This is a genomic window from Scytonema sp. HK-05 (assembly GCF_963872035.1).
GTDB lineage: Bacteria > Cyanobacteriota > Cyanobacteriia > Cyanobacteriales > Nostocaceae > Kalymmatonema.
Genome location: NZ_CAWMYC010000092.1, coordinates 157,041 through 169,622 on the forward strand (window position 1 = coordinate 157,041; position 12,582 = coordinate 169,622).

Annotated in this window: 15 protein-coding genes; 6 read left to right on the forward strand and 9 right to left on the reverse strand. The window is 44.1% G+C overall.

The window, feature by feature from the left end; translation table 11 throughout:
• Positions 1-20: 20 nt before the first annotated feature.
• Positions 21-395 (reverse strand): hypothetical protein, encoded by a 375-nt coding sequence (locus AACT52_RS12885; protein WP_073626642.1) that lies wholly within the window; start codon positions 393-395, stop codon positions 21-23.
• Positions 396-614: 219 nt separating this feature from the next.
• On the opposite strand from AACT52_RS12885, the gene AACT52_RS12890 reads away from it, so the two are divergent.
• Complete coding sequence (locus AACT52_RS12890) at positions 615-1,145, forward strand: orange carotenoid protein N-terminal domain-containing protein (protein WP_073626644.1); 531 nt, start codon at positions 615-617, stop codon at positions 1,143-1,145.
• A 79-nt stretch (positions 1,146-1,224) separates the two neighbouring features.
• Here AACT52_RS12890 and AACT52_RS12895 read toward each other — a convergent pair whose 3' ends face one another.
• Together AACT52_RS12895 and AACT52_RS12900 are read right to left on the reverse strand one after the other, a co-directional pair.
• Entirely contained in the window at positions 1,225-1,644 is a 420-nt protein-coding gene (locus tag AACT52_RS12895) for a GNAT family N-acetyltransferase (RefSeq protein ID WP_233153761.1), read from the reverse strand.
• Between the two features lie 97 nt (positions 1,645-1,741).
• Complete coding sequence (locus tag AACT52_RS12900; protein WP_073626646.1) at positions 1,742-2,461, reverse strand: LuxR C-terminal-related transcriptional regulator; 720 nt, start codon at positions 2,459-2,461, stop codon at positions 1,742-1,744.
• Between the two features lie 99 nt (positions 2,462-2,560).
• Between AACT52_RS12900 and AACT52_RS12905 the strand changes: the two genes are divergently transcribed.
• The 3 genes from AACT52_RS12905 (at position 2,561) to AACT52_RS12915 (ending at position 5,492) form a co-directional block, all read left to right on the forward strand.
• Positions 2,561-3,424 carry a sulfurtransferase gene (locus tag AACT52_RS12905; RefSeq protein ID WP_073626648.1) on the forward strand — a complete coding sequence of 288 codons (864 nt, stop codon included), beginning with the start codon at positions 2,561-2,563 and terminating at the stop codon, positions 3,422-3,424.
• Positions 3,425-3,839: 415 nt separating this feature from the next.
• Entirely contained in the window at positions 3,840-4,271 is a 432-nt protein-coding gene (locus tag AACT52_RS12910) for a DUF6220 domain-containing protein (protein ID WP_073626650.1), read from the forward strand.
• Between the two features lie 6 nt (positions 4,272-4,277).
• Positions 4,278-5,492, forward strand: a complete 1,215-nt coding sequence (locus AACT52_RS12915; protein WP_143172690.1) for an MFS transporter — start codon at positions 4,278-4,280, stop codon at positions 5,490-5,492.
• Positions 5,493-5,569: 77 nt separating this feature from the next.
• On the opposite strand, the gene AACT52_RS12920 is transcribed toward AACT52_RS12915, so the two are convergent.
• The 5 genes from AACT52_RS12920 to AACT52_RS12940 form a co-directional block, all read right to left on the reverse strand.
• Entirely contained in the window at positions 5,570-6,334 is a 765-nt protein-coding gene (locus tag AACT52_RS12920; RefSeq protein WP_073626653.1) for an ABC transporter ATP-binding protein, read from the reverse strand.
• Positions 6,335-6,414: 80 nt separating this feature from the next.
• Positions 6,415-7,632, reverse strand: coding sequence for an ABC transporter permease (locus AACT52_RS12925; RefSeq protein ID WP_073626655.1), 1,218 nt, complete (start codon positions 7,630-7,632; stop codon positions 6,415-6,417).
• Positions 7,629-9,095 (reverse strand): efflux RND transporter periplasmic adaptor subunit, encoded by a 1,467-nt coding sequence (locus AACT52_RS12930; RefSeq protein WP_073626657.1) that lies wholly within the window; start codon positions 9,093-9,095, stop codon positions 7,629-7,631. The genes AACT52_RS12925 and AACT52_RS12930 overlap by 4 nt, the downstream gene beginning before the upstream one ends.
• 383 nt (positions 9,096-9,478) lie before the next feature.
• A complete protein-coding gene (locus AACT52_RS12935; RefSeq protein ID WP_073626659.1) occupies positions 9,479-9,979 on the reverse strand; it encodes a Spy/CpxP family protein refolding chaperone in 501 nt (166 codons plus the stop codon).
• Positions 9,980-10,053: 74 nt separating this feature from the next.
• Positions 10,054-10,644 carry a TetR/AcrR family transcriptional regulator gene (locus AACT52_RS12940; RefSeq protein WP_073626661.1) on the reverse strand — a complete coding sequence of 197 codons (591 nt, stop codon included), beginning with the start codon at positions 10,642-10,644 and terminating at the stop codon, positions 10,054-10,056.
• 278 nt (positions 10,645-10,922) lie between these two features.
• Between AACT52_RS12940 and AACT52_RS12945 the strand changes: the two genes are divergently transcribed.
• Positions 10,923-11,816, forward strand: coding sequence for a tetratricopeptide repeat protein (locus AACT52_RS12945; protein ID WP_073626663.1), 894 nt, complete (start codon positions 10,923-10,925; stop codon positions 11,814-11,816).
• Complete coding sequence (locus tag AACT52_RS12950) at positions 11,767-12,138, forward strand: hypothetical protein (protein WP_143172691.1); 372 nt, start codon at positions 11,767-11,769, stop codon at positions 12,136-12,138. Before AACT52_RS12945 ends, AACT52_RS12950 begins: the two co-directional genes overlap by 50 nt.
• Here the strand turns inward: AACT52_RS12950 and AACT52_RS12955 are convergent.
• Positions 12,135-12,539 (reverse strand): response regulator, encoded by a 405-nt coding sequence (locus AACT52_RS12955; protein ID WP_073626665.1) that lies wholly within the window; start codon positions 12,537-12,539, stop codon positions 12,135-12,137. The two genes, AACT52_RS12950 and AACT52_RS12955, sit on opposite strands and share 4 nt — an antisense overlap.
• Between the last annotated feature and the right edge of the window lie 43 nt (positions 12,540-12,582).

Here is a 12,582-nt window from a genome sequence, read left to right on the forward strand (position 1 = left end):
TTTACTAAATACAGACAAATTTACTTTTTCGGTTGACCTTTTTCCTTAGCTTTTTCTACCAAATCGTCAGTAACATTAGTTCCACCTTGATTTCGAGAACCACCAACTTCGTTTGCCAAATCTATGTAATCACTAGGATCACCAGTTGGCTTGGCTTGTGTGGTTGTCTGTTGAGGTTCGCTCACTTCCTGCTTAGGTGCAGTCGCGTCTTGGGCTGCTTTTGCACCTTCACCAGTGCGGTCAATTTCACTAACGCTGAGTCGTTGTGCAGCTTGATAATCTGCTTCCATATCGACGCTTGGAGTTTTTTCTTCACCGCTTGCTATGTTTTGGGCGGCTAGTTGTGCATCGTGAGTAGGCGCTTGTGATTCGTTGGGTTTTATTTCTTCTGGCATTATTCACTTCTCCAAAAATTTCTCTATCCTATCAATGCCGCATTTTAACAAAGAAAACTCTTCTTTCTTTGGTATCTCTGGATAGAGTTTTACCTCTATTAAAAGGTATATAAAACCATATTTTTTCAATTTTTAAAACTCTTTCGCTTGGGGGGCGATACTGATTCTGAAACTCTGATACCCCTAGATTGACATATTAAATAGCTCTGGAGATAAATTATGACTGCAAGTTACGATAAAAATGTTCCTCAAGCTTTAAGCAATGAAACTCAAAAAGTGGTAGAAGGATTTAACGGTTTAGATACCGACGCCAAACTTGCTTGGCTGTATTTTGTTTATAAGAAAATGGGGGACTCAATTACTCCAGCGGCTCCTGCTGCTGGCGAACCAGAACTAGCGCCAAAGCTCTTAGGAAACTATTATGAATTGTCTGACGACGAACAACTTTCAATCATGCGGCAAATTGTCAACCGCGATGATACGGAATATTCTCGTGCCTATGGTGCAATAAAAGAAAACAACCAACTCTTTGTTTGGTATGTTTGGGCGGTATCTATGGGCGAGCAAGTCGTTGACATGCCAGAAAACTACAAAGCAACTGACGCAATTAACAATGTACTTTCCCAAATAGAAGGACTGGATTTTGAAGAGCAAATGTCCGTGTTGCGGACAATTGTCGGTGAAATGGGCTACACCGACGTTAAGCCGATTGAAACGCAAGCGCAAACTGGCAAAACCTCAAGCCTTTAATCAGTAGAGGCTAATGGCTAATAGCTAATAATCATGGGCAGTTAGTTATTAGCCATTAAATAACAAGTATTGTGAAATATTAACTCTGTGTTACTAATGTGTTGACCAACCATTTACCGATAACCTTTTCCATACACGTTTCTCCTTTAGTAAAGCCAAGTTTTTTGTAAAAGTTTAAAGCTGTATCTGTAAATAAACAAATATGCTGACCCTGTAACTCGTCCAATAGCATTCGCATCATTGTGCTGGCAACTCCTTGACGGCGATAGGGCGTAAATGTCCAGACATCAACTACGTAAGCATTACAAATTCCATCAGATAACACGCGAGCGGTGCCAATAATACGATTCTCTGCATAAGCGATACAGGTCGCGTAACTGTTGGTAAACGATGCTCTAAGCTGTTCAGGGCTTCTACCATTGTCAAATTTATCTTGACTGAGCGTTGTTTTCATCTCCTCCCAGTTAACATTTTTGAGATCGCGTTTGTAGGTTAGCATTATAATAAAAAATACAAATGTAGTTTTTACTATACTACAGGGTTCTACAAAAATTTCAGTCAGCAAAGATTGCTAATTTTTAGGCATTTGATAGAGTTCAAAACGACAACTTAGTATAAGCTGCGTGTTCCTTGGATGGGGAAAGCTTTGTGTTTGAGAAAAGCCGCCCTACTAACTCAGCACGAGACGAAACTTCAAGCTTTCGGAACATCCGTTTTAGGGCTTGTTTAACAGAATTTTCAGTAATCCAAAGGGCTGCACCAATTTCAGCACTTGTTAGCCCTTGTGCCACCAGTTCGGCAATTTCAATTTCACGTGGTGTTAAACGGTTAATATTTGGAGAATTGAATAGAGCCGGTTGCGACTGTATTTTTGTTAGCCAAGTGGACAGATGAAGGCAGAGGGCACACAGGTCAGCCAAATTGCGAGTATTAAAAGGATCAGTCCCTCGAACCCGGGTAAACCCAACTCCGCCGACAAGATGACCATTGCTGACAATAGGTCCAGCCATTACATGCCCATGATCAGAACGCGGGCAAATTATCTTCCATACCCCAGCAGGTAACAGCAACTCTTCGTGAACTGGGGCATGCTGCTCAACCACGTACCGCAAGACTGGATTGTGTTCTACAGATAAAGCTCGTTTAACGATACTTGGAAGATTGGAATCGACAGGGGGAAGTTTATCAAAGAAAAAAAGCCCCCAACGATGGGCGACAAAGTACTCACCAACTTTAACCATAACGTGCTGTCGTAGTTCTTCTTCGTCACGAGCAGAGGCGATCGCCCCAAATAAAGACTGCAAAGAATTTGCCATCATCGTTGCTACAAAATGTACTCGTTCGAGGACTAGGCGCGTCAGAAAATCAATCTTACTCTAACCTCATCACAGTTACAGAGCAAGGAGTCACGCCCTATGTCATTGGTAAATTACGCTCATCCTGAAGTTCTTGTAGACACTCAATGGGTTGCTAAGCATTTGAGCGACCCCAAAGTGCGTCTTATCGAAGTGGATATGGATGCAACAGCCTATGACTCTGGTCACATTAAAGGTGCTGTCTTTTGGAACGGATTCAGCATCTTGCTGCCTGATTACCGTATCAATTTTGATAAAGTGGCTTTGTCAGGACTGCTGGGACGCTCAGGCATCGCCAACGACACGACTGTCATTGTCTATGGCGACCATAATGCTAGTGCCGCTTTTATTTTTTGGTTCCTGAAAGTATTTGGTCATAGGGATGTGCGAGTGATGAATGGTGGTCGCAAGAAATGGATTGGCGAAGGACGCCCTCTGGTGACGGAAATCCGGACCATCAAGACAACCACTTATACAGCACAGGAACCCGATTCAAGCATACGGGCGCTGCGGGAACAAGTGCAAGAAGCTATTGGCAACTTAGACCGCGTTTTGGTCGATGTACGCACACCTCAAGAGTATTGCGGTGAATTGTTTACCATGAAACCACCAGAAGGAACCCAGCGTGCAGGGCACATTCCAGGTGCAGTCCACATTTTTTATGAATCAACTCTGAAGGAAGATGAGACGTTCAAATCAGCTCAAGAACTGTACGCTTTATACAGCAGTAACGGCATCACTCCTGACAAGGAAGTGATAACGTATTGTGCAATTGGGGCACGCTCCGCGCATACTTGGTTTGTCTTGAAGTATTTACTGGGCTATCAGAATGTACGCAATTACGACGCTTCTTGGAATGAGTGGGGTAGCCTTCCTGACATGCCAGTCCAGGCGCTTGATGCAGTAGAATTAGGGACTCATTAGTAAGCTAATGTGCATTTATTCTCTGATAACTGGACGGGCAAGATGCCCATCCCACAAAGGCTTTCTTAAATTACAATATGCAACTTACAGCGGTTTTCTGTAAGGTGGGCATTGCTCACGAATACCTTAAATGTGCATCACATGGGCTTTTAGGAGCAATGCCCACCCTACGATTTGTGGTCTAATCATGTGAAAAGCGCTGTAAAGGACGATTACTCCTGTCACGCTGGAAGATTACCTATTAACTAACCGCCAAGACGCCAAGAACGCCAAGGAAAAGATAGGTAATTTTGTACCGGGAAGGGAGTCGCTTAGCGTTTCATTCTGGGAGTAGCGCGATGCTCGTCGATAACCCTACTTTCTCGCGTTGCTCCTCCAGCAATACTCCACAGATTCATTCTGAAAAATTCTGATTATGGCAACAAATTTTGGTACTGATAGTATACAACCACCTGCACGGTGGATTCAGATTGGCTTTTTTGCCATTACTGTAGTTTTCAACCTCTGCCTCACTGCCCAAGTGTTGACGGTTGGACTCGCGTACTTTTACAACCCTCAGTGGTGGAACATCCATGTTTGGCTGGTGCGGGGGTATAGCGGACTGTCACTGCTCCTGCTCTTATGGGTGTACTTGAGTCCGTTTCCTCAACGAGTGCGGAGCCTCACAGCAAGTATGCCAGTGCTGCTGGGACTGCAATTTCTGACCATTCATCTGAAATCACCTTTGCCTTTAGGAGTGCTCCACCCACTCATCGGATTCACGCTGTTCTCTGTTTCCTCAACGTTGGTTCATCGGGTGCAGCGCATCGTGTTCCCCAAACCAGATGCTGAAAGCAAGGACATCTAAAATCATTTGAAGTTTTTGTTCCCATTTCCTGGTGCAAAGAACATGATTTTGCCTTCAAAAACTTCGTTTATACGCGATCGTTTTACTTGGCTTGCTTACTTTATGGCAGCTTACTTCTCTTATTTACAAGCTGCTCTCGGTCCGTTAATGCCCTTTCTACGCGATGAATTAGGAATAAGTTATACCGTCGGTGGGCTGCATTTCAGTGCTTTTGCATTGGGAATGATTTTGGCTGGTTTAATAAGTGCTCGCATGACGCAGAAATGGGGGCGTAATTTTACTTTTTGGGGAGGAGCGATCGGTCTGTCAGCAGGGGCTTTGTGCTTAGCACTCTCGCACCAAGTTGCCCTCACAATTACAAGTGCCTTGCTGATGGGACTACTAGGCTCCATCGTATCGATTACAATTCAGGCAGCGCTTTGTGATCACCATCGTGAGCATCGTGCGGTTGCACTCACTGAGGTGAATGTAGCAGCTAGCGTTAGCGCCAGCCTAGTTCCTCTGTTTATCGGCGGTTTTCATCGCATCGGATTAGGTTGGCGTAGCGCCTTGTTCTTAGGGGCGATCGCACTCATTCTGATTGGCATACGATATCGACGAGTCTCGATTCCAACTCTTGAGCGATATCATGCTGAAGTGACTGCATCGAGTCAAACATTACCCATAACATTCTGGATCTATTGGGTGGTCATGTTCTTAGGCGTATCAATTGAATATTGCATATTTTTCTGGGGAGCAGACTTTTTAGAAACAGCCGTTGGCTTGGTTAAGAGTGATGCCGCAAGCGCAATGAGTGTTTTTGTATTGTCAGGTTTTGCAGGACGCATTGTGTGTAGTCGTCTCAGTCGTACTATACCAAGTGCAACCCTTTTGGCGAGTGCGATAGGAATAACATTTCTTGGTTTTCCAATTTTGTGGCTAGCCTCTTTTGCTCCACGGAATATTCTTGGTCTACTTATTGCTGGACTTGGTGTTGCTAACTTCTATCCTCTGATTCTTTCCCTCGCACTTGGCACTGCCGAGGCGCAGTCTGATATTGCTACAGCTCGTCTCTCGGTCGGAACTGGCATGGCTATTTTTCTAGCGCCATTCATACTTGGTTGGATTGCAGATCAGTTCGCACTCAAACAAGCGTTTGGACTTGTCATCTTGATGTTAGCCGCAGTAGCAGCAATCTCTCTCTTCGCTAATCACTTAGTGCAAGAAAGCACAAGGTCATAAGTCAGAGCGATCGCCCCCAAAGGACACCGCACTCTGCGCCATCGCCACCTTTTATATTGTCAGGAGTACTTAGCAAGTTATGATGCTGCCAAATGACCCACATCAGATGGACTGAGGTTAGAGTGTACGACTTCACCGTCACGAAACCAAACAACACGCTTTGTTTGACGAGCAACATCTGGCTCATGGGTTACCATCACAACAGTGATACCAGTGGCATTCAGTTCGGTAAAAATATCTAAAACTTCCTGAGTTGTGCGCGAGTCGAGTGCGCCTGTCGGTTCATCGGCTAAAAGTAAAACTGGACGGTTAACAATGGCACGGGCGATCGCTACCCGTTGCTGCTGTCCTCCAGAAAGTTGGGTTGGTTTATTATTTAGACGCTTCTCTAAGCCGACTCGCTTCAGTGCTTCTGCTGCTCTGTCGCGCCGTTCACCAGCATTCACACCAGCATACACCATCGGCAGCATCACATTTTCTAACGCTGACAGTTGGGATAAGAGGTGGAATTGTTGGAACACAAACCCCAGTTTTTTGTTACGAATTCGTGCCAAATCAGCATCTTCCATTTGGGCGACATCGAGGTTATCTAGGTAGTAATGTCCCGAACTGGGGCGATCCAAACAACCAATGATATTCATTGCTGTGGATTTACCAGAACCAGATGGTCCCATAATCGAACAGTATTCACCCTGCTCTACAGTTAAATTAACACCGTTGAGCGCTCGCACTTCAGTTTCGCCACTGCCGTAAACTTTAAAAATATCTTCTAGGCGAATGATGACTGGTTGATTTACTGGGTTAGGAACGCGGGAGTCAGTTACTGATAAAGTGTTTGCCATAATAATTTCTTACTCCAAAACGGCAGATAATTGTCTGTTATATCCGCGTACGTCTGTGTCGATCTGCGGTTAAAATCATTTTAAGCACTTCTTAAAGCGACAATCGGGTCGAGTTGAGCAGCACGACGTGCAGGAACAACGCCAAAGAATAAACCAATACCGCCAGAAACACCGACTGCAAGGGCGATCGCTACAGGAGAAATTCCTGCTTGTAACGGAGTTAAAGCTGATACCAGCATAATACCACTGACACCAACCGCTGTACCGACTAAACCACCTGCCGCTGAAAGAATAATGGCTTCAATGATGAACTGTGACAAAATATCTTGCTCAGTTGCACCAATAGCTTTACGCAAACCAATTTCTTGAGTGCGTTCGGTAACGGAGACAAGCATAATATTCATAATGCCGATACCGCCGACAAACAGAGAGATACCTGCTACCGCAGCCAACATGATTGTCAAAGCACCGGTGATTTGACCAAGAGTTTGTAAAGCGTCCTTTTGAGTGCGGATGGTAAAGTCATCTTCGCTGATAACTTTGTGCCTTAGACGGAGTAAATTGGTGATTTGAAACTCTGCGGCATCGACACTATTGCTATCACGAGCAGAAGCAACGATGTAATTTAAGGCGATGCCGTAGGGAGAATTCCGTCCGACAAGTCGATTTGCTGAGGTTGTAAGTGGTACCAATGCTGCTTCGTCATAATCTGCTCCTAAGCTTGAGCCTTTGGGTTCTAGGACACCAATAACTTGAAAGGTAGCATTTTTAATCCGCAATTGCTTACCTACGGGGTTAGTAGTACCAAACAATCTTTCTGCTAAGTTAGCACCCAGCACTGTCACTTGATTATTGCGCTTCATATCTATGTCGGTAAAAAACCGACCTGTAGCGGTGTCAAACTCCCGTACCTTGAGAAAGCTGGGAGTTGTGCCAATGATGTTGACATTGGTGTTTCTGTTACGGTAATTAGCTACATATCTCCCGTTTAACTCTGGAGACACTCCTGCTATTGTTGGTACTTGAGAGGCTATAGCCTCCGCATCTTCCAGTACCAAATTTTTCGGCACATCATTTGAGATGCGCTGAGTTTCGCGATTTCCAGGAATGACAAACAGGACGTTTGGTCCTAACGATTCCAACTGCTTATTCACAAATTTTTGTCCCCCTTCACCGACGCCTATCATGGTAATCACCGAGGCGTTCCCGATGACAATACCCAGCATGGTTAGGGCGCTACGTAATTTATTCGATAGCAGAGTTTTTCCTGCCATCTGCATACTTTCTAGGATGTTCATTTCTTCTGCTGTTGTTGCGCCTTCTTGTAATCTGCCGGTGGGTTGAGAAAGATGCGATCGCCCTGTTTTACTCCCTCTAAAATCTGAGTTTGGTCTTTGATTTGCGCTCCAATTGTCACAGGACGAAACAGAGGTTTATTCTTTTCATCTGGTACCAAAACACCTGTGTTGCCCTTTTCGGTAACAATTGCCACAGTTGGGACAAGCAAAGCACCTTGTACCTTGTCACCTAAAAACGTCATATCCACGTTCAACCCAGAACGCAGTTTATCTAAACCAGTATCAATTGCAACTCTTACTTGGAATAATGTCACGCCTTCTTCCTTAACTGCTTCAGGAGCAATCAAGCGGACATGACCTTTAAAAACTTCGTCAGGATAGGCATCAGCAACAATTTCTACCTGCTGCCCCTGCTTAATTCTGCCGATATCAGCTTCCGGGACACTCGCCAAAACTTCTAAGCCGCGTGCTAGGGCGACAACGGAACTGGAAGTTGCTGATGCACTAGAAGAAGCAGAAGTTGTTGGTGTCACAAACGCGCCAATGTTGGCGTACTTCTGGGTGACAACTCCAGAAAAGGGAGCGCGGATGATAGTCTCTTCGAGATTTACTTCCTCCGCTTTTAGCTGAGCAGCCGCAGCAGCAACAGCTGCTTTGCGTTGGGCAATTTCCTCAGAACGAGAACCTGCTTCCAAAAGCTGTAGTGATGCTCGTGCTTCTTCTACCGTCGCTTGTCGTTGGGCAATTTGTTCAGAACGAGTGCCAATTTGTTGCAGCGATAGCCGTTTTTGAACTTCTTGCAAACTTGCTTTGGCAGCATTATCTTCGCTAATGGCTTGGTCGAGTAATTGTTTTTTCTCTGCTCCCTGCTGGTAGAGGTATTGGTAGCGCTTAACTTGTTCGCTTGTATAGTTCGCCTTTGCCTGTGCTGCGTCCACTTGAGCTTGAGCTTGAGCAATTTCTTGAGGACGATTACCTGCACGAGCTTCGGCAAGCTGCGCCTCTGCTTGTGCCAAACGCGCTTTTTGTTGGGCGATTTCTTGAGGACGATTTCCAGCCTGGGCTTGCTCCAACTGTGCTTGGTTCTGCGCTAAGTTTGCACGAGCCTGAGAGAGTTTGGCTTGAATATCTGCGCTGTCCATCTTGGCAAGAATTTGTCCCTGCTTCACCTTGTCGCCTTGCTCAACATACAACTCTGTCAGTGTGCCAGGGTTTTTCGGGCTGATATTCACGCTCTGAACAGGCTGCACCTTACCACTGGCAGAAATTCGTACAGTAACATTTTTTGCTTCCACTGGCACAGTCAGTGCAGCGATATCTTGCTTGCTTGTTCCACGATTGACAAGTGTGTAGGTTGTCGTTGTACCCACAACTAACGTACCAGCTGCCACCAAACCAATCACCCAGCGTAGTGGATGTTTAACTTTTTTACCAATTACGGGAATTTCTAAGTATGTCGTCATGGATAGCTTGTAATTAAAGTTTCTTTACTTGAGTGTCTTTTAGTGGAGCGAAACCAAGAAGTTGGAGTTTTTACAACTTTTGGAGTCACTAGTCATGAATAAAATAGAGTTATTAATAAGTCAACAACTATATGAATATGTAAAATTATACTGACTTAACTTTCCTTTATAATATTGGTTCTTGGTAATTTATGACCTCACCTGAATGGGTGACTTTTTCAGTTATTATGGACACTGAAAATCTTACGTAAGTAGCAAATTTTTGTACAAACACAGCCAGAATGAAAGCACAGCGAAATGGCTCCAGTATTGTAAAATTTTTAATTGCCGAGGATCATCTTTTGCTTTGCTTAAAGAAACTTGAGGGCTTTCTATTACAATCATTAAATCTGTAGAAGATGAAAATCATCTTGGTTTTCAGCAGACTGATTGTGTAAAGTCGCTTTATGCTTGTGTACAAATTCAGACAATTTACGACGTTGCTCTGGAGCCAACACTGCTCGCATTGCCAACATATTTTCAAAGTATGTATTTTCAAGCTGTTGCCGCAACTGTTGAACCTGCCTGTGTTTAAAGCGAATTTGGTTTGGTGTGGCTGTACCTTCTATAAGTGCTTCCAACTCAAGAACCGCTTGCTCCACTGCTTGCTGATTTTGGTTGATTCGCTCTTTATTCTGGTTGAAAGCAATGTCAAGTTGCTTTTGTTGTTCCGGTGTGAGATTAAGTGCCGCAATCAGTTCAACTTGACCAAGTTCAAAACCTAACGCTTGATTTGATATTTGTGCAATGAATATCTTAAAAAGCTGAGATGGTATACCCCAAGCAACAGTGCTACCCAGACAGAAGAACAGAACTGTTAGAACAGCAGTGCGACGCAACATCATAGAATTCAACTCCCTAATTTAAAAGTAAGTGCTTACTTATTAATAGGCTAAAAAAAAGATTTGGCTGTGTCACCCTATTCATGTTTGACTGGTGCGATTCCTTGCCAAAGAATTTCTACAAGACACTGCACGAACTCTTGCTCAGTAGTGGGCATACTTACTTGAATTCCTATATGCTCTGACAAAACATAATTCATCAGAGATCCTAGTAAGAGGTGAGCAATAGTTTTGGGATCGCAATGGCGAAGGCGGCCTTGTTTCATCTCACGCTCTAAAAAAGCAGTTAGTGCATTGACATGTTGAATAAGCTTTGGCTTTGGTATTTCAGGTGTTGGGATTTTCCCTCGTGATTGCAGCATCATGACTCGAGGCATAACCTCTCGGTGGAATTCCAGAATCCGTAAGCAGATTTGAATTAAGTTCTCTTTGAGGTTGCCCTTGCCAACAAGAGTTTCAAGCTCGTTCACCCATACAAGTGTTTCTGGAATTCCCATCGCAGTGAAGAACAATTCTTCTTTGGTTGAGAAGCGCTTGAAAATTGACGCTTCAGAAACACCAGAGCGTGCCGCAATCTCCAAAGTTGAACCGCTGAAGCCTTTTTCTAGAAAAACTTCACGCGCTGCCTCCAAGATTTGCTCATTGGTAATTTTGGGTATACGAGCCATAAATAAGTAAGAACTTACTTAATAATTTAATCCCATGTTATAACAATGTCAAGGTCAATGCTTAGAGTCAAAATTCAATAAAAATACTGTCCGTTCAAATGGAAAGTCAGCTTCAAAAGCTACCAGAAGAATCCGGAGGGGCATTCTGAGTTCCTAGCTGCGGAATTCTGAGTTCTGGATTGTAAGTTCTTGCGTCTGTAAAATTTTGCTGCCGTCAACCAGGGAAATCGTTTAAGCTAGCTGAAAGATTCTTTCATTCTTGGCAAAGAGGCGGTAGTGTGCCTAAACGGATTGGTTTAATTTCTCTTTTGGTTGTCTGTGGTTTGTGTAGTTTACCTCAACCGGCAAATGCACAAGCACTGGTACCTCATACACTGCAACTTGATGCAGCAAAATTGGAACAGCAAGGGTTAGGTTTGGCAAAGGAAGCAGCCCAACTAGCGCAGTTTCAACAGTTTGAACTAGCTTTACCAAGAGCGCGGTTGGCATCACAACTCGCTCCTAAGAACGATAAAGTCTGGTTTCTCTTAGGTGGTTTGTATTTGCAAGCCAAAGATTTGGATGGGGGAATCAAAGCCCTGAAAAAGGCACAATCTCTCAACCCTAAAAATGGCGATGTTCAGTTCGCTTTGGGTTCGGCTTACTTTCAGCAGCAAAAGTATCAAGAGGCTGCCAACTACTATCAAGAGGGTTTGAAGTTAAAACCTAACGATCCAGAGGGATTGTTTGATTTGGGCAATGCTTACTATATGCTGAGTAAACTTCCAGACGCGGTCGTTCAGTACAGAAAAGCAGTCTCCTTTGACAAAAAATTCTGGCCCGCCCTTAACAATGTTGGGTTAATTTTGTACGAACAGGGCGATATCCAGGGCGCAATTAAGCAATGGCAGGGCGCTGTTGCTATTGAGAAACAAGCGGCAGAGCCTTTACTCGCATTGGCAGTCGCTTTGTATACCAAAGGCGACCAGCAACAAGCTCTAGCAATGGGACAAGCTGCAATCCGCATTGATGAGCGCTACGCTAATGTAGATTTTCTCAAACAAAATCTCTGGGGCGCACGCCTGCTGTCTGATACGAAAAAATTCTTAGAATTACCGGGCATTCAAGCTGCTCTCCAACAACGTGAAGAACCATCAGCTCCTACAATCAGGCAACAGAGTATTCCACAATAGCGAACACGGGACTTGTAGCAATGAGGAAGATGAGGAAGATGAGGAAGATGAGGAAGATGAGGAAGATGAGGAAGATGAGGGGGAATACATAGTTGTTGTCTGGCTGCCTTCTGCGACTGATGTTCGACGCAGCCACTTGCTCAAAATCTCATCTAATAGTACATATATATTATTCTGTAAAAGAAGCAGTAGCCCAACAAATATATTGGGATTGGGCTACTCCAGGTATGTGTTCTTCTTTCAAGAACACTACTATGGAAATGTGCTAGGTGCAGTTTACCGTCGGGTGGACATTCTTTTGGGCTCCAAATTGTGCGTTTAGTTGTCCTGTTTAGGTAGTACTGCCATGATTTGGTCAACAAACTGTTGATGGTCAACAATTGGCTTGGAGATGTAGCCATCAGCACCGCTTTGTTTGAGAAAGTTCTCGCGATCGCCTTCCATAGCGTGTGCTGTTACCAAAATAATAGGTAAGGAAGCTGTTTGGGGATCGGATTTTAACATTTGTGTAATTTTGATACCATCAACAGACTTACCTTGGTAAACACTTCTTGACAGAGAAACATCCATCAAGATAATGTCAACTTCCCCCGATTGGGCAATTTCGATGACCTCTTCCACATTTTCAGTATGTTTCACCTCCAAGCCACCTCGCTTGGTCAAAATTTTGGAAAAAACACGAGCATTAATCAGATCGTCTTCGACAATCAAAACAGTTTTCATGAGAATTTGACTTTTGTTAGCTCATCTTAACTAAAGGCGCACG